Annotated in this window: 18 protein-coding genes; 12 read left to right on the top strand and 6 right to left on the bottom strand. The window is 68.5% G+C overall.

Annotated features, from left to right (window positions below; translation table 11 throughout):
* Positions 1-13 precede the first annotated feature (13 nt).
* Positions 14-1291 (top strand): VWA domain-containing protein, encoded by a 1278-nt coding sequence (locus AB0P21_RS18045; protein WP_363697899.1) that lies wholly within the window; start codon positions 14-16, stop codon positions 1289-1291.
* Entirely contained in the window at positions 1288-2004 is a 717-nt protein-coding gene (locus tag AB0P21_RS18040; protein ID WP_363697897.1) for an FHA domain-containing protein, read from the top strand. The genes AB0P21_RS18045 and AB0P21_RS18040 overlap by 4 nt, the downstream gene beginning before the upstream one ends.
* Positions 2005-2011: 7 nt before the next feature.
* Here AB0P21_RS18040 and AB0P21_RS18035 read toward each other — a convergent pair whose 3' ends face one another.
* Positions 2012-2458: a hypothetical protein gene (locus AB0P21_RS18035; RefSeq protein WP_363697895.1), complete on the bottom strand. Its 447-nt coding sequence runs from the start codon at positions 2456-2458 to the stop codon at positions 2012-2014.
* A 122-nt stretch (positions 2459-2580) separates the two neighbouring features.
* Entirely contained in the window at positions 2581-3519 is a 939-nt protein-coding gene (locus AB0P21_RS18030) for a GNAT family N-acetyltransferase (RefSeq protein ID WP_363697893.1), read from the bottom strand.
* 211 nt (positions 3520-3730) lie between these two features.
* On the opposite strand from AB0P21_RS18030, the gene AB0P21_RS18025 reads away from it, so the two are divergent.
* The 7 genes from AB0P21_RS18025 (at position 3731) to AB0P21_RS17995 (ending at position 9113) form a co-directional block, all read left to right on the top strand.
* Positions 3731-4237 carry a ribonuclease domain-containing protein gene (locus tag AB0P21_RS18025; protein WP_363697892.1) on the top strand — a complete coding sequence of 169 codons (507 nt, stop codon included), beginning with the start codon at positions 3731-3733 and terminating at the stop codon, positions 4235-4237.
* A 12-nt stretch (positions 4238-4249) separates the two neighbouring features.
* Positions 4250-4771 carry a DinB family protein gene (locus AB0P21_RS18020; RefSeq protein ID WP_363697890.1) on the top strand — a complete coding sequence of 174 codons (522 nt, stop codon included), beginning with the start codon at positions 4250-4252 and terminating at the stop codon, positions 4769-4771.
* Positions 4772-4986: 215 nt separating this feature from the next.
* Positions 4987-5439, top strand: a complete 453-nt coding sequence (locus AB0P21_RS18015; RefSeq protein WP_363697888.1) for an NUDIX domain-containing protein — start codon at positions 4987-4989, stop codon at positions 5437-5439.
* A gap of 92 nt (positions 5440-5531) precedes the next feature.
* Positions 5532-6230, top strand: a complete 699-nt coding sequence (locus AB0P21_RS18010) for a class I SAM-dependent methyltransferase (RefSeq protein ID WP_363697887.1) — start codon at positions 5532-5534, stop codon at positions 6228-6230.
* Between the two features lie 48 nt (positions 6231-6278).
* Complete coding sequence (locus tag AB0P21_RS18005) at positions 6279-6827, top strand: hypothetical protein (protein WP_363697886.1); 549 nt, start codon at positions 6279-6281, stop codon at positions 6825-6827.
* A 243-nt stretch (positions 6828-7070) separates the two neighbouring features.
* Entirely contained in the window at positions 7071-7778 is a 708-nt protein-coding gene (locus tag AB0P21_RS18000) for an alpha/beta hydrolase (protein WP_363697884.1), read from the top strand.
* 354 nt (positions 7779-8132) lie between these two features.
* Complete coding sequence (locus AB0P21_RS17995) at positions 8133-9113, top strand: TRIC cation channel family protein (RefSeq protein ID WP_363697882.1); 981 nt, start codon at positions 8133-8135, stop codon at positions 9111-9113.
* Between the two features lie 226 nt (positions 9114-9339).
* Here the strand turns inward: AB0P21_RS17995 and AB0P21_RS17990 are convergent, their stop codons facing one another.
* A complete protein-coding gene (locus AB0P21_RS17990) occupies positions 9340-9534 on the bottom strand; it encodes a hypothetical protein (protein WP_363697881.1) in 195 nt (64 codons plus the stop codon).
* 859 nt (positions 9535-10393) lie between these two features.
* Positions 10394-12022 (bottom strand): chaperonin GroEL, encoded by a 1629-nt coding sequence (gene groL, locus AB0P21_RS17985; RefSeq protein WP_363697879.1) that lies wholly within the window; start codon positions 12020-12022, stop codon positions 10394-10396.
* A 258-nt stretch (positions 12023-12280) separates the two neighbouring features.
* Between groL and AB0P21_RS17980 the strand changes: the two genes are divergently transcribed.
* On the top strand, positions 12281-12847 hold the full coding sequence (locus tag AB0P21_RS17980; protein ID WP_363697878.1) for a GNAT family N-acetyltransferase: 567 nt from the start codon (positions 12281-12283) through the stop codon (positions 12845-12847).
* Here AB0P21_RS17980 and AB0P21_RS17975 read toward each other — a convergent pair.
* On the bottom strand, positions 12837-13181 hold the full coding sequence (locus AB0P21_RS17975; protein ID WP_363697876.1) for an MmcQ/YjbR family DNA-binding protein: 345 nt from the start codon (positions 13179-13181) through the stop codon (positions 12837-12839). The genes AB0P21_RS17980 and AB0P21_RS17975 overlap by 11 nt on opposite strands.
* A gap of 146 nt (positions 13182-13327) precedes the next feature.
* On the opposite strand from AB0P21_RS17975, the gene AB0P21_RS17970 reads away from it, so the two are divergent.
* Together AB0P21_RS17970 and AB0P21_RS17965 are read left to right on the top strand one after the other, a co-directional pair.
* Positions 13328-13657 carry a PspC domain-containing protein gene (locus AB0P21_RS17970; protein ID WP_363697875.1) on the top strand — a complete coding sequence of 110 codons (330 nt, stop codon included), beginning with the start codon at positions 13328-13330 and terminating at the stop codon, positions 13655-13657.
* Between the two features lie 71 nt (positions 13658-13728).
* Positions 13729-14997 (top strand): M48 family metalloprotease, encoded by a 1269-nt coding sequence (locus tag AB0P21_RS17965; RefSeq protein WP_363697874.1) that lies wholly within the window; start codon positions 13729-13731, stop codon positions 14995-14997.
* Here the strand turns inward: AB0P21_RS17965 and AB0P21_RS17960 are convergent.
* Positions 14994-15959, bottom strand: a complete 966-nt coding sequence (locus AB0P21_RS17960; RefSeq protein WP_363697873.1) for a glycerophosphodiester phosphodiesterase family protein — start codon at positions 15957-15959, stop codon at positions 14994-14996. The two genes, AB0P21_RS17965 and AB0P21_RS17960, sit on opposite strands and share 4 nt — an antisense overlap.
* Positions 15960-15985 lie beyond the last annotated feature (26 nt).

Here is a 15985-nt window from a genome sequence, read left to right as displayed (position 1 = left end):
AAGGACGTCTGAGATGGCCGAGTTCTCCGCCTCCGTGTACCAGAACGAGTTCCTGCCCGACGGCGGCACCGACGTCCACGCGATCGTCACGGTGTCCTGCACCGGCGCGGGCTCGGCCGGCCAGTCCGGCAGCGGTGACGCGGGCGAGATCATCATCGTCGACACCTCCGGCTCGATGGGCGCCGAGGGCGTCCGGGCCGCCGCGTTCGCCGCGCAGACCGCGCTCGACCAGATCCTGGACGGGGTCTGGTTCGCGGTGATCTCCGGCAACGACCGGGCCCAGCTGGCCTTCCCGCCGTCGCCGGAGCCGGTGATGGTGCGGATGGACCAGTTCACCCGGCAGGCGGCCAAGGACGCGGTGTCGCGCTTCTACGCCGACGGCGGGACCGCGATGGGCACCTGGCTGCGGCTCGCCTCGCGGGTCTTCGCGACCGTGCCGACGCTGACCCAGAAGCACGCGCTGCTGCTCACCGACGGCGAGAACCAGCACGAGTCGCCCGAGGTGCTGACCCAGACGATCCAGGCGGTCACCGGCCAGTTCCAGTGCGACTGCCGCGGTGTCGGCGTCGCCTGGCAGGTCGACGAGGTACGCCGGATCGCGACCGCGCTGCTCGGCACCGTCGACATCATCCCGGCGCAGGACCAGCTCGCCGCGGAGTTCGCGAAGATCATCCAGAACGCGATGAGCAAGGGCGTCGCCCAGGCCGAGATGCGGGTCTGGGCCCCGCAGGGCGCGCAGGTGCTGTTCGTCCGGCAGGTCGCCCCGACGGTGGACGACCTGACGGCCCGGCGTACCGAGGTGAACGCGCTGACCAGCGCCTACCCGACCGGTTCGTGGGGCGACGAGTCCCGCGACTACCACGTGGCGATCCGGCTCGCGGCCAAGGGCATCGGCCAGGAGCAGCTCGCCGCGCGGGTGCAGCTGGCGATCGGCGCCGACGTGGTCGCGCAGGGCCTGGTCCGGGCGCTGTGGTCCGAGGACGAGGCGCTGACCACCCGGATCAGCCCGGAGGTCGCCCACTACACCGGGCAGACCGAGCTGGCCGAGGCGATCCAGGACGGTCTGGCCGCGAAGGCCGCCGGCGACACCGCCACCGCGACCACGAAGCTCGGCCGCGCGGTCCAACTCGCCGCGCAGACCGGCAACGAGGAAGCCACCACCCGGCTCCGTAAGGTGGTCGACATCGACGACCAGGACAACGGCACCGTGCGGCTCAAGCGCACTGTCGAGAAGGCCGACGAGATGGCCCTCGACACCGCCTCCACCAAGACCACCCGGGTGAAGAAATGACCTCAGTGACGTGTCCGAGCGGACACCCGTCCGTCTCCACCGACTACTGCGACGTCTGCGGCCTGCCGATCGGCGCGGCCGCCGCTGTCGCGTCCTCGTCGATCCCGGCCCCCGCAGCCGCCGCGGCTCCTGCTGCGCCGACTACTCAGGCCTGCCCGAACTGCTCGGACCCGGCCGCGCCGGACGCGCTGTTCTGCGAGAACTGCGGCTACGACTACACCACGGGCACCATGCCCCGGGCAGCGTCGTCCCTTGACCTCGGTACGCCGCCCCCCGTCCCGCCTGCCCCGCAGGAGGTCGCTGACTGGGTGGTGGAGCGCTGGGTCGACCCCGACTGGTACGAGGTACAGCAGAGCGACGACCCGTGCCCGTCACCGGGCCTGCCGACAGTCATCCCTGTCACCGCCAAGAGCGTGCTGATCGGCCGCCCGTCCAAGAGCCGCGGCATCACCCCCGAGGTCGACTGCGGCGACGACACCGGCGTCAGCCGCCGTCAGGCCCAGCTGACCACCGACGGCCAGCGCTGGTGGGTGGAGGACCTGCAGTCCTCCAACGGCACCTTCGTCGGCCCGAACTCCGGTCCGCTGCCGGAAGACCCGATCCCCGCCGGCCAACGCCGCGAGCTCAACGCCGACGACCGCGTGTACGTCGGCGCCTGGACCCGCCTCGTCGTCCGCAAGTCCACCCCGGAGGAACAGGCCGGCCAGGCCTAGCCCTTCTCTACTTCGGTGTCTGCGTCCAGGTCTTGGCCGGGCGGAAACAGAACACCTCGATCAGCGCCGAGCCGACCACGACCGGGACCGCCCAGGTCCACGGCTGGTCGGCGGCGCTGACGACCAGGATCGCTGTCCACAAGGCGATCCAGCCACCGCCGTAGCCGCGGAGCACACCCCGGTACCAGAGGCCGCCGGGCGCCTCCGCCGCTCGCTGCCCGAGATAGACGAACAGGTACGACGCGAGCGAGATCGGCCAGAAGAACCAGAGCCGGGCCCAGTCGTAGGGCACCATCACCAGGGCGCTCAGGCAGACCAACGCCACTGCCCAGTGGAAGATCTCCCCGGCCCAGTGCAGTCGGCGTACCCGCAGCGTGAAGAGGATCGCCAGGGGTCCGAAGACCACACCGACTGCCCCCGCGACCACATGCACAATCAGAGCGATGTCACGCATCGGTCGAACTATCTGACATGTCAGCAACATAGGGGGCAGGGTGGCTCGTGTCTCCATCTCGCCCGGGATCTACCAACTACCTGCGCGCCTGACTGCTGCAGGCGCGCAGGTAGGTCAGCTACTCAGCTGGCCGGATAGCTGGCAACCATCCGCACCGCATGGTTGCGATACCCCAGCCGCTCGAAGCACGCCGCCATCGGCCGGTTCGTCAGGTCGGTGTCAGCCCGGATGCGCTCAGCCCCCGTCTCCACCAGCACATGCGTGATCTCGGCCAGCAGATCATCGCTGTACCCCTGCCCGCGATGCTCGGTCAGCACCCCGAGGTACCCCACCACCGGCCCACCGTTGTTGGCCGACGGCAACGCGAAGCCGACCAACTCGCCGGACGCGACGCTGTACGCCAACCGCCACCACGACCGCTCCCCCGGCATCGACTGATAAACCGCCAAGTCCTCCTTGGCCGAACCCTCCACGCCGACCTTCGCCACAGCGCGCGCAGTACCGGCGTCGAGGCTGCCCTCGATCACCCGCCGGAAGGCATCCAGGAACGCCTCGTCATCGCCCGGCTCAAACCGCAACCGCGTCGACCGCTCAGGCATCCCGTCGGCCGGCGTCCACTCGTAGCGCAGCCGCTCGGTGAACTCCGACAGACCAGCCGCCGCGGCAGCCTCGAGGCGAGGCTCCAACTCGGCGACGACGTCAGGCTGATCGCGCCAGCCGTTGGGCAGAAAGATGTGGTACTCCGGCTCCTCCGCCTCCGCGGGGAAGGTGCCGAGGGTGTGCCGGATCAGCTCGGTCCAGACGGCAACGCGATCAATCCCCGGTACGGCGTACAGGCCGTCGATGCTGAACGGGTGGTCGAACTGCTCCATGCCCCACCAGATGGCCAGGGCGATGACCCGGTCGTCGTCGTCCTCGACGACCCAGGTCCAGTCGTGGCGATACGCGCCGGAGACCAGGTACTCGTCCCAGCGCGGCCGCGTAACGGTGTTGAGCGACTGCTCGGTGATCAGGGTGTGGATGGTGCCGAGATCGTTCTCGACAGTGGTGCGGATCTTCACGAATCCTCCAACAGGAGGCGCGCGGCCGCTCAGTGCGAGATGTGCGAGCGGTCCGGGAGCGCCGGAATACAGGTCGGTGTCTTCATCGGTCGCTCCTTCCACTCGTGGTCGTGCTCGCTGCCGCAGACGATAGCTCGGTCGCGAGGTCATAGCTACCGATTAACCGCAGCTGTGATGTGCCAGCCGCGGTTGCGTCGGGAAGCCTCCGAGGATGCGACCCCCAGCGAACATCCTCCGGTCCGTCACCACCGCGCTCGCCGTCGCCGCGGCCCTCCTCTTCGGCCTCACCACCACCGCCAGCGCGGCCCTGTACTCCGCTTCGCCTGCCGCGCCGTCCACCGCCGCCTCCGCTCACCCCGCGGCTGCCACCCAAGCTCGCCTCGCCACCACCACCCCCGCTCACCTCGCGTACGCAGTACAGGCAATCCCTTCCTGCACCCTCAGCTCACTGCCCACCGAAGCCTCCGACACCCTCGCCCTGATCCACTCCGGCGGCCCGTTCCCCTACGACCAGGACGGCACCGTCTTCCAGAACCGCGAAGGCATCCTGCCGAGCGAATCAAGCGGCTACTACCACGAGTACACCGTCAAAACCCCCGGCTCCCCCGACCGCGGCGCCCGCCGCCTGATCGGCGGCGGAGCCACCACCACCCCCGTCCACGTCTACTACACCGACGACCACTACGAGTCCTTCTGCGAGGTCGACCAGGAAGGCTGAGATGATCCGTCAGTGACGGATTCGGTGGTGCGCAACCAGTTCGAGCTGACCTGGGCCCTGTTCGAGTACCACCTCGAACGGCTGACCCCCGAAGACCTCCTCTGGGAACCAGCCGAACTCTCCTGGACAGTCCGCCCCGACACCGCCGGCAACTGGCGAGCCGACTGGTCCGACGTAGCCCTCGACCCGATCCCCGTCCCCACCATCGGCTGGCTCACCTGGCACATCGGCTGGTGGTGGTCCACCGCCGCAGCCCACGCCCGCGGCGCCCTCCCCCCAGACCGAACTGCGGTCCTCTGGCCCGGCGACCTGGCCAAAACCCTCCGCTGGATGCGAGCCCTCCGAGACCAGTGGTCCCACATCCTCGAAGACACATCAGAAGACGAATTGGCCCGCCCAGCCGTCTTCCCCTGGCCCCCGGAGTCAGGCCGCTCAACCATCGACCAGTACGCCTGGGTCAACGTAGAACTGATGAAAAACGCCGCGGAGATAGGCCAACTCCGGCTGCTGAGAGCCGCACGCCACCCCGGGTAGCACCTGCTACCCGGGCCTGCCGCCCAGCTCTCCACCCACACCATCTGCCGCCTCGTGGCGCTTAGCGCCACCTCGGCTCCGCCCAGATGCTGACGCGCCCGAGCCGTCGATGCCGACCACCCAGTCCGTGCCCTACCGTCCGACCTTCGCCCACCAGCCAGGTGGGCTACGGACTACGGACCTTGCAGGCAAACCACCCAACTACTGTTGATGAAATGCCCGACTACGTGCGCGACCTACGAAAACTAGTCGGCAGCCGCCCCCTCCTACTAGTGGCCGCATGCACCATCGTGCAGAACCCCACCGGCGCCATCCTCCCGCAGCGCAACGCCGAAACCGGCCGCTGGGGCATCCCCGGAGGCGCCATGGAACTCGGCGAAACCCTCGAAGAAACAGCCCAACGCGAACTGCACGAAGAAACCGGCCTCACCGCCCACGACCTCACCCTCATAGACCTGTACTCCGGTCCGGAGTGGTTCCTGCAATACCCCAACGGCGACCAGGCCTACGTCGTCGGCGCAACCTTCCTCGTCACCCACACCGAAGGCAACGCCCGCCCCGACGGCATCGAGTGCGACAAGCTCGAGTACTTCGCACCAACCGCACTCCCACCCGCCATGGACGCCTACAACAAACGCCTCATCGACCGCTGCCTACCCAACCTGTAACCGACCAGCGAAACCCCCGAACCAGCGCCCTCAACCAGGCGTCCCACAAATTGCATCAACTCGCATGCCAACCCGACAGCAAGGAACGCTCAGTGCCGAAGACCGATTTCGACGATTTCGCAGCGGCGTACTCCGCGGACAACGAGACCAACCTGCTCAACGGCCACTACGAGCGTCCCGCGATGCTGGACCTCGCCGGCGACGTAGCCGGCCGTCACATCCTCGAAGCCGGCTGCGGCTCCGGCCCGCTGGCAGCAGCGCTCTGCGACAGAGGCGCGACCATCTCCGGCTTCGACCTGAGCGCCGCCATGATCGACCTGGCCCGCCAACGACTCGGCAACGACGCCGACCTGACCGTCGCCGACCTGGCCAAGCCACTCCCGTACCCCGACGCCACCTTCGACGACGTCACCGCTTCCCTCGTCCTGCACTACCTCGAGGACTGGACCGAACCCCTCGCCGAACTCCGCCGCGTACTGAAGCCCGGCGGACGCCTCATCCTGTCCCTGAACCACCCGTTCGTGTACACAGCGCTGAGCCCTGACGGCAACTACTTCGACATCACCGAGTTCTCCTTCGACGCCGAACACGGCGGCCACACAGTCACCTACACGATCTGGCACCGCCCCCTCCAGGCAATGACCGACGCCTTCACGGCAGCAGGCTTCCGCGTCTCAGCCATCAGCGAGCCAACAATCTCCCCGGACACCCCAACCGAGCTGCGCCCACAAGGCGTCGAGCACCCGGCAAGATTCATCAGCTTCATCTTCTTCGTCCTCGAGGCGCACTGACTCAAACGGACGCGTGATGGATCGCGCGCCCTGAGGCATCATCGTTCGATGGAGGAGATCGAGCTGGCGGAGTACTCCGCTCTCCGAACCGAGATCGAGCGCCGGGCCGGCATCCAGTGGAACGTGTTCGCGCTGCAGATCACCTCCGCCGGTGCGATCACCAGCCTGGCGGTCTCGAACGCCTCGAACTTCGTTCTGCTGCTGATCGTCCCGCTGAGTTCGTACATGCTGGGCAGCCGGTACATCCTGCACGACCACCACATCAAGCTGATCCAGCGGTACTTCCGCGAATCGCTGTCGCCGCGGCTGTCGGATCGATTGCAATGGGACACCTGGAAGTCCACGGCATCTGCCGACAGTGAAGCCGACGGTCGCGACCGAGTGACTCGCTGGAATCCCTTCCACCCAACCCGGCTCGCCTTCGAAGGCGTCGCAGTTCTCACCCTCGGCGCGGCGATCGGCTCAGGCCTGTACCGATGGCTCTCCGACCCGCCGCACTGGGCCGTGGTCACCGGCTTCGGACTCTTTACTGCGCTCGGGCTGCTCGCGATCTGGCAGCTCCACCAGCGCTTCACTGCCGCTACCGCTACAACCTGAATCGGCCGCACCGCACACCGCACACCGCACACCGCACACCGCACACCGCACACCGCACACCGCACACCGCACACCGCACACCGCACACCGCACACCGCACACCGCACCGAAGTCTCCAATACACCGCCTCCCTTGTGACGAAATATCGCGTGCGATATATTGCATATCGAAGTCAGTACTTCGCTGACTCTTCGCAGACATCCGCCCTGGGCTCTCCCCGGCGCGGGAGGGAGAGGACGAACCATGAGCACCGACCAGGAGATCAAGAACGTCGTACTGGTGCACGGCGCGTTCGCCGACGGCTCGGGATGGCGCGGCGTGTACGACAACCTGACCGCGCGCGGCTACCAGGTGGCGATCGTGCAGAACCCGCTCACCTCGCTGGAAGACGACGTCGCCGCAACCACCCGGGTCCTCGACCAGCAGGACGGCCCCACGATCCTCGTCGGCCACTCCTGGGGCGGCTCGGTCATCACCGAGGCCGGCGTCCACCCGAACGTGAGCGGCCTGGTCTACGTCTCCGCACTGGCCCCCGACGCCGGTGAGACCACCGCCCAGCAGTACGAGGGTTTCGCCGCCACACCGGAGTTCGTCATCGACGTCACCGAAGACGGCTACGGCTTCCTCAACCACGCCAAGTTCAAGAGCGGTTTCGCCCACGACGCAAGCGATGCGGACGCCGCCTTCCTGCGCGACTCGCAGGTCCCGGTCAACATGGCGGCCTTCGCCACCGCGCTGAAGAACGCCGCCTGGCAGGACAAACCCACCTGGGCCGTCATCGCCACCGACGACAAGGCATTCGACCAGGCCATGCTGCAACACATGGCGAAGCGCAGCGGCGCGACGATCACCAACGTCTCCACCAGCCACGCCGTCTTCCTGACCCAGCCCGCCGTCGTCGCCGACACCATCGCCACCGCCGCCAAGGACGCCGCGCACGCCGTACGGTGAACCGCTGATCCACTGACGACCAGGAGCCGGCTCGCTCCTCACTACGCGCCGGCTCCAGCACTTCGGCGCGCCGCCCGCCTGTCGGCTCCAGTACGCCGGCACCGCTCCAGTACTTCGGCGCAGCACCCCGCCACTCCCAGCTCCACACCAGCACTTCGGTGCGTTGCCCCGCCTCTGCAGCACCGCACCAGCACTTCGGCGTGGTGCCCCGCCTCTACAGCTCCGCATCGGCCTTCGGCGCGCCGCCCCGCCTCTCCAGTTCCAGGTCTCCAGCACCGCACCAGCACTTCGGCGCGGCACCCCGCCACGCCGGCTCCAGGCCTCCGGCACCGCTCCTTTACTTCGGAGGATCACATGTCGATCACCCCGTTCCAGGTGACCCTCTGGATCGAGCTCCTGGCCGCCGGCCTCGGCGGTCTGCAAGGAGCGCTGTTCGCCGCCCGCAGCCGGTCGGATCACAGTGCCGGCGGCGACAACGCCGCAGCTGCCGAGACCGGTGGCGGCACTAACGCCAGTACTGATGCTGGTGCCAGTGCTGATGTCGATGCTGCTGCCAGCGCTAGTACCGGTGCCGGTGCCAGCCCAAGTACAGGTGCCGGTTCCACCGCTAGTACCAGTGCCAGTGCCAGCCCGGGCACAGGTCCCGGTGCTAGTGCCAGCCCGGGTACAGGTGCCGGTGCCAGTGCCAGCCCGAGCACCAGTGCCGGTGCCGACGCCAGCCCGAGTGCCACCGCCACCGCTAGCGCCAATGCCGGTGCCAGTGACCCAACCTCCGGCCGCATCGACGTACTCGGCGTCATCGCGATCGGCCTCGCCGTCTCCCTCGGCGGCGGCCTGCTCCGCGATCTCGTCCTCAACCAGCCGCCGGTCGTGGTGTGGAGCAACTGGTACCTGCTCACGGCCGGCACGTCAGCAATCCTCGGCATGGTCCTGCAACCCGCGCTGGCCCGGGCAGACTGGCTGATCACCGTCCTCGACGCCGTCGTGATGGGCCTCTTCGCCGCCATCGGAGCCTCGAAAGCACTGTCCCTCGGCGTAGGCGTGGCGGGCGCCCTGGTGGTTGGCGTCATCGGAGCCATCGGTGGCGGCATGCTCCGCGACGTCATGCTGAGCCTCCCGTTCTCCTTCCTGCACGTCAGCACCCTGTACGCCGTCGCCGCTGGCGCCGGCACCGCAGTACTCATCCTGCTGGCCGGACTCGGCGTCCCGATCCCGATCGCCGGACTCGCCTGTGTACTGGTGACCACCCTCATCCGCCTGGCCGCCGTCCGCTTCGACTGGACCTTCCCGGAACAGTTCGCGGTGCGCCCTCGACGCCCGCGACACCAGTCCTGAAAGTTGCCTCCAGCAACCGCCAAGCGCGCGGTCCGGGCCGCTGACGCTCGCGAAACGCCTGTGCATGTACGCCGCCGAGTTGCATCGCGCGCTGGTCGAGACCGTACGAGTAGTTGTTGCTCCGGGTGGCCGGGCGCAGCCGAGTGCAGGCGGGAGCAGCCGGGCGCAGGCGGAAGGCAGCCAGGCGGAGGCGAGCGCAGGCAGAAGCAGGCGGGCGCAAGTCCTACTACCGCAGGCCGCCGCGTTCTTCCGAAGCGTTGCAGGCGCGCGTCACCATCATGTGCCGCTTGGTTCCTGATTCGAGGCGGTCGAGCATCCGGCCGCTCGCGGTACGGGCGAGGGAGTACGAGAGGTGATCGCCGAAACACGCGCCGGCGGCGGCCATCGCGATGACGCCGTACAGGTTGCTCCGAGGTGCCACACATCGGAGTACCAACCGCGTCAGCATCCAGCACAAAGCCGAGGTGGCGCCAAGCACCACGAAAACTGGTACCGCGATCGGCTGCAGGTAAACGGCGAGGCTCAACCACGGCACGGGCTGCCTCGAACTGGCGGAACAACCGCGTCAGCATCCAGCAGAGCCGAGGTGGCGCCCGGCGCCACAGGCCGAGCCGCGATCGGAGCGCCGCCGGGGAGCAGACCCGCACCACCACTCGGGGTGGCAGCCAACCGGCCGACCGATCGCGTCAGCATCCAGCGCGGGACCGAGGTGGCGCCAAGCGCCACGAGGACTGGTACCGCAATCGGCTGCAACTGAACGGCGAGACTCAACCACGGCAAGGGCTGCCTCGAACTGGCGGAACAATCGCGTCAGCATCCAGCAGAGCCGAGGTGGCGCCCAGCGCCACGAGGCCGACCCCGGGATCGGAGCGCCGCCGGGAAGCAGACCCGCACCACCGCTCGGAGTGGTAGCCAATTGAAGGACCGCTCGGGGTGGCAGATACATGGCGGGCCGATCGCGTCAGCACCCAGCGCGGACCGAGGTGGCGCCAAGCGCCACGAGGACTGGACCGCGATCGGCTGCAGCCACCGCGGCTGATCCCCGAGATCGTCATGCTCCCCGTTGCCCCACCAGGGTCACGAGATCGCCCTGAGGTCGGTGAACGACGAGACTCAACCACGCACGGGCCTGCCTCGAACTGGCGGACGAATCGCGTCAGCATCTAGCAGAGCCGAGGTGGCGCCCAGCGCCATGAGGCGGATCCTCAACAAAACAAAGCTGGCCCCGGGCAATCGCCCGGGGCCAGCTCCATGTCTTACAAAACCGAACTTCTACGAGATCAGAAGTCCATGCCGCCCATGTCGGGCGCGCCGCCGCCTGCGGCGGCACCGGCCTTCTCGGGCTTGTCGGCGATGACTGCCTCGGTGGTGAGGAACAGCGCCGCGATGGACGCGGCGTTCTGCAGCGCCGAGCGGGTGACCTTGGCCGGGTCGATGATGCCGGTCTTGATCAGGTCGACGTACTCACCGGTTGCGGCGTTGAGGCCCCAGCCCGGCTCGAGGTTGCGGACCTTCTCGACCACAACTCCGCCTTCGAGGCCGGCGTTGAAGGCGATCTGCTTCAACGGGGCCTCGACCGCGGAACGCACGATCGCGGCACCGGTGGCCTCGTCACCCTCGAGCTCCAGCTTCTCGAACGCGACGACCGAAGCCTGCAGCAGCGCCACGCCGCCACCGGCGACGATGCCCTCTTCGACGGCGGCCTTCGCGTTGCGAACGGCGTCCTCGATGCGGTGCTTGCGCTCCTTCAGCTCGACCTCGGTGGCCGCGCCGACCTTGATCACCGCGACGCCGCCGGCCAGCTTGGCCAGCCGCTCCTGCAGCTTCTCGCGGTCGTAGTCGGAGTCCGACTTCTCGATCTCGGCGCGGATCTGGTTCACCCGGCCGGAGATCTGGTCGGCGTCGCCGGAACCCTCGACGATGGTCGTCTCGTCCTTGGTGACGACGATCTTGCGGGCCTGGCCGAGCAGCTCCAGGTCCACGGTGTCGAGCTTGAGGCCGACCTCCTCGGAGATGACCTCACCGCCGGTCAGGACGGCGATGTCGACGAGCATGGCCTTGCGGCGGTCACCGAAGCCCGGCGCCTTGACGGCGACGGTCTTGAAGGTGCCCTTGATCTTGTTCACGACCAGGGTCGCGAGGGCTTCGCCCTCGAGGTCCTCGGCGATGATGGCCAGCGGCTTGCCGGTCTGCATGACCTTCTCCAGCACCGGGACCAGGTCCTTGATGCTCGAGATCTTGCTGTTCACCACGAGGATGTAGGGGTCTTCGAGGACCGCTTCCATCCGCTCGGTGTCGGTCACGAAGTACGGCGAGATGTAGCCCTTGTCGAAGCGCATGCCCTCGGTGAGCTCGAGCTCGAGACCGAAGGTGTTGCTCTCCTCGACGGTGATGACACCTTCCTTGCCGACCTTGTCCATCGCCTCGGCGATGATCTGGCCGACCTGGGTGTCAGCGGCGGAGATCGAGGCGGTGGAAGCGATCTGCTCCCGGGTCTCGACGTCCTTGGCCTGGGCCAGCAGCTGCTCGCTGATGGCGTCGACGGCCTTCTCGATGCCCTTCTTCAGGCCCATCGGGTTGGCGCCGGCGGCCACGTTGCGCAGTCCCTCGCGCACGAGCGCCTGGGCCAGCACGGTCGCCGTGGTGGTGCCGTCGCCCGCGACGTCGTCCGTCTTCTTGGCAACTTCCTTGACGAGCTCGGCCCCGATCTTCTCGTACGGGTCCTCCAGCTCGATCTCCTTGGCGATCGAAACACCGTCGTTGGTGATCGTGGGTGCGCCCCACTTCTTCTCCAGCACGACGTTGCGGCCCTTCGGGCCAAGCGTCACCTTTACGGCGTCGGCGAGGGTGTTCATACCCCGCTCGAGGCCGCGGCGCGCCTCTTCATTGAAAGCAATCAGCTTGGGCATTCTCCGCGAGTCCTCCCGCGTCGAGTTTTTTGTTCAGCCGGCCGGATGCCCGCGACGGACGGTGCCATCGGTACGGCGGTCACGTCCCGCCCTACGTCCAGCACCTCATCGAGGCCGTCTATGGTCACGCTCCAGGGCGCGAGCAGTTATCACTCTCGCCCATCGAGTGCTAACCAAGTATTAGCACTCGACCCAAGCGAGTGCAAGCCAGCCCGGTACTGCGAGCGCTCACGTCGCCGTCCGCAGTACTGTCCTCCGATGGCCCTGCAAGTCAGCCCAGCCACCCCGGACCGCTGGCCGGACGTCGCCACCGTGATGGGCGACCGAGGCGATCCGTCCCGCTGCTCCTGCCAGTACTTCCGCCTCCGCGGCAAGCAATGGTCGGACGCATCACCCGCCGCCAACCGCCTCGCGCTCGAGGAGCAGGTCGCCGCCGGGCCGCCACCCGGCGTACTCGCCACCGACGCCGGTACGCCGGTCGGCTGGTGCGCCGTGGCCCCTCGCAGCGCTTACCCCCGGGTGCTCGCCTCCCCCAACTGGCGCGGCGGCGACCCGGACGCCTGGGTCGTCACCTGCTTCGTCGTACCGGTCGGGCACCGCCGCCAGGGGATGGCCGGAGAGCTGCTCCAGGGAGCCGTCGACTTCGCCCGGGATCAAGGCGCCGCAGTACTGGAGGCCTGTGCGGTGGACACGGCCCAAGCAGGCAAGGTCCCCTCAGCTGACCTCTACCGCGGTCCCCTGTCGGTCTACCTGGACGCCGGCTTCAAGGAACTCAGCCGTACGTCGCCGCAGTGGGTGCTGGTCCGCAAGACGCTCAGCCGCTAGCCGCCTCGTGCTGGGCGATCAGCATCTTGGGGGCGGTCAACCTCCAGGCCTCGACCAGCAGCTCCTCCAGTTCCTCGTCGTCGGCGATCGCCAGCCTGACCTCCAGCCAGGCGAACCGCCCGGAGGCCCAGGACGGCGAGTAGATCTCCGGGTCCTCCGCCACCAGCGCCTCCTGCTCCTCGCGCAGCGCCTTCAGCATCACCGAGGTCTCGTCGGCCGACAGGTAGACGAACCCCTTCTTCCGCACCTTGAACGCCGGCTGCCCGGCCCACCCCACGTGCTCCTCGACCCCGGGCAGGGTGAGCAGCAGCCTCGTCACCGCCTCCGCATCCATCTCTCGACGGTAGAACGCCGCACCGACAATCCCGATAGACGAAAGTCGTCAGGGGTGGCGGCTGACCCCGGTCAGGGGTCGGACCAGGGTCCGGTCGGTACCGATCCTGATGTGGGAAGGGGGTCCGCGGCGGCAGAGTAGTGGACATGACGAACTCCAACGCACCGTTCTCGAACCTGTCCGGTAAGTCCCTTCGCCGCTCGCGTGACCAGCGGATGCTCTCCGGTGTGTCCGGCGGCCTGGCGGAGTACTTCAACATCGACGCGACGCTGGTCCGGCTGGGCATCGTGGGCCTCACCCTGATCACCGGCGGTACCGCGCTGATCGGCTACGTGATCGCCTGGATCGTGATGCCCGAGGCCGACGGCAAGGCCGTCTGGCAGTCGGTCCAGCAGAACCACCAGCAGACCCAGCAGCCCACCCCCGAGTCCGACATCGCCGCTCGCATCTACGACGACAAGCCGCCGGCGGCGTGACGGGCGGACGCACGGCAGCAAGGTGACCGCACTACCCAGATAGGCCACCCAGTGCGCTCATACTTGCTGCCGTGCCGACCGACCAAAGCCCGACCCGCTGTCCGCAGTGCGGCCAGCAGGTCCCCCAGGACGCCCAGTACGTCACCTGGTGCGACAGGTGCGACTGGAACGTGGACCCGACCGGCCCCACCGAGCAGCAGTCCGCCTGGCGCCGGCGACTCGAGCACCGCCTGACCGACACCCTGTACGCCGAGCTGCAACGCGGCGCGATCCAGCGTCCAGGCTGGGACGCCGCCCGGATCGCCGCCTACCTGCTGTCCGCTGTGATCCTGCTGCTCCCCCTGGCCGGCCTGCTCGGCGGAATCGCCCTCCTGGTGTTCTACCGGCCACTCTGGCTCAGCGCCCTGCTGTCGATCATCCCGCTGGCACTCGCCGTACTGCTCCGCCCACGCGTGAACACCCCGGACCCCGACACCCACCTGGTCTACCGGGAGCAGGCTCCACAGCTCTTCGCGCTGCTCGACAAGATCGCCACCGCCATCGGCACCAAGCCGGTAGCCGCTGTTGCCGTCGATGCCGAGCCCAACGTCTTCTTCGCCCGAATCGGCTGGCGTTTTGTGCCAGTGGTTGGCATCGGCCTGCCGTTGTGGGCGGGACTCCGGCCGCAGGAGCGGGTCGCAGTACTGGCTCATGAGCTCGGGCACGGCAAGAACGGCGACGCCCGGCACGGCTGGGTGGTCGGCTGGGCCACTGCGATCCTCGATGAGCTGTCCGAGACCTTCAGCGAGCAACCGCTCGACCAGTACCGGCAGGAGCTCGTCTACGCGACCGACTCCGATACAGGGCCAAGCCTCCTCACCAGGGTGGTCAACGCGACCGTGGGTGGCGCAGTCAGGGGTGTTCGCTGGGTCCTGACCAGGATCGACCTGCGCAGCGGGCAGCGGGCGGAGTACCTGGCTGACCGGCGGTCGGCCGAGATCGCCGGCTCGGAAGCGGCGGCTCGGGCCCTGGAGCAGCTGGTGCTCGCCGAGACCTCCTACCGAGCGCTGGAGCGAGCAGTGCGCTTCGGCGCGGATGTGGAGCCACTGCAGGCCGTCACCCGGGCTGTCAGCGCCGTCCCCGCGCGTGAGATCGAACGCCGACTCCGGGTCAGCCGCCTCCGCGACACCCGGATCGACGCCAGCCACCCACCGACGAACCTCCGCGTGAAGCTGATCCGGGCCCGACCGGCCACCAGTGCCCAGGTAGTGCTCGGCACCGACGAGAGCCGAGCCATCGACCGTGAGCTGTCGGCAACAGCCGAGGCAGTACTCAAGGAGCTGCGCTCGGAGCTTCGCTAGACCTTGAGGCTGGTCCTGGCCGCTGCGGCCACGGCGATGTCCGGGTGGTCGGCGAAGACACCGTCGACGCCGGTGGCGGCGAAGCGGGCCAGTTCGCCGGCCAGGTCGAGGCCGGTGGGCAGGAAGCGCCGCTCCGCCCGGAAGGTCCACAGCTGCACCGACAGACCGGCCCGATGCGCCTGCTCGACCAGCCGGGTCGGCTCGCCGAGACTGCCATCCGCAGTACGCGGGATGACCAGGTCCTTGTGCGGCGCCAGCACCTGCGCGTACGTCGAGATCTCGCGCAGCCCGGACGGCGCGATCAGGTCCGCGAAGGTCCGCGCGTCACCATGCCGGAGGAAGTCGTTCGGCGCGCTCTCCGAGTCGACGAGCTGCACCAGCGGGACGTCCGTCATCACCGCCAGCCGGCGCAGGCTGGTCGGCTCGAACGACTGGATCATCACCTCGCCCTTGTGCAGGCCCAGCGCGATCAGCCGCTCGGCGAGCAGCTCCTCCAGCGGCAGCCCGAGCCGCCGGAAGTACGCCGGGTGCTTGATCTCCGGGATCACCCCGATCGGCCGGCCGAGCCGGGCCGACTCCTGCCGGGCCAGCGCGACCACCTGGTCGAAGGTCTGGATCCCCTCCCTGCCGTCGTACGCCGTATTGCCGGCGCGCAGGGCAGGCATCCGCTCCCGGGCCCGCAGGACCTGCAGTTCCTCGTAGGTGAAGTCCTCGGCGAACCAGCCGGTGACGACCGCCCCGTCGACGATCTTGGTGATCCGCCGGTCCGCGAAGACCGCGTGCCGGGCGACGTCCGTAGTACCGGACAGCTCGTTCTCGTGCCGGACCACCAGGACCCCGTCGAGCGTGGCGACGAGGTCAGGCTCCAGGTAGTCGGCTCCCAGGGCCGCAGCGAGCCGGTAGGCCTGCGGCGTGTGTTCCGGACGGTAGCCACTCGCTCCCCGATGCGCGATCACCAACATGTCTCCAGGACAGGCGGCCGAGGTGG

Source organism: Kribbella sp. NPDC056861 (assembly GCF_040687575.1).
GTDB lineage: Bacteria > Actinomycetota > Actinomycetes > Propionibacteriales > Kribbellaceae > Kribbella.
This window is presented reverse-complemented; position numbering and strand designations above follow the sequence as displayed.

Coding starts and splice junctions, on each gene's coding strand:
- AB0P21_RS18040 (WP_363697897.1), top strand. CDS start 1,288: ATGACCTCAGTGACGTGTCCGAGCGGACACCCGTCCGTCTCCACCGAC.
- AB0P21_RS18005 (WP_363697886.1), top strand. CDS start 6,279: ATGGAGGAGATCGAGCTGGCGGAGTACTCCGCTCTCCGAACCGAGATC.
- AB0P21_RS17980 (WP_363697878.1), top strand. CDS start 12,281: ATGGCCCTGCAAGTCAGCCCAGCCACCCCGGACCGCTGGCCGGACGTC.
- groL (WP_363697879.1), bottom strand. CDS start 12,022: ATGCCCAAGCTGATTGCTTTCAATGAAGAGGCGCGCCGCGGCCTCGAG.
- AB0P21_RS18000 (WP_363697884.1), top strand. CDS start 7,071: ATGAGCACCGACCAGGAGATCAAGAACGTCGTACTGGTGCACGGCGCG.
- AB0P21_RS18025 (WP_363697892.1), top strand. CDS start 3,731: ATGCGACCCCCAGCGAACATCCTCCGGTCCGTCACCACCGCGCTCGCC.
- AB0P21_RS17975 (WP_363697876.1), bottom strand. CDS start 13,181: ATGGATGCGGAGGCGGTGACGAGGCTGCTGCTCACCCTGCCCGGGGTC.
- AB0P21_RS18045 (WP_363697899.1), top strand. CDS start 14: ATGGCCGAGTTCTCCGCCTCCGTGTACCAGAACGAGTTCCTGCCCGAC.
- AB0P21_RS18015 (WP_363697888.1), top strand. CDS start 4,987: ATGCCCGACTACGTGCGCGACCTACGAAAACTAGTCGGCAGCCGCCCC.
- AB0P21_RS17970 (WP_363697875.1), top strand. CDS start 13,328: ATGACGAACTCCAACGCACCGTTCTCGAACCTGTCCGGTAAGTCCCTT.
- AB0P21_RS17960 (WP_363697873.1), bottom strand. CDS start 15,959: ATGTTGGTGATCGCGCATCGGGGAGCGAGTGGCTACCGTCCGGAACAC.
- AB0P21_RS17995 (WP_363697882.1), top strand. CDS start 8,133: ATGTCGATCACCCCGTTCCAGGTGACCCTCTGGATCGAGCTCCTGGCC.
- AB0P21_RS18035 (WP_363697895.1), bottom strand. CDS start 2,458: ATGCGTGACATCGCTCTGATTGTGCATGTGGTCGCGGGGGCAGTCGGT.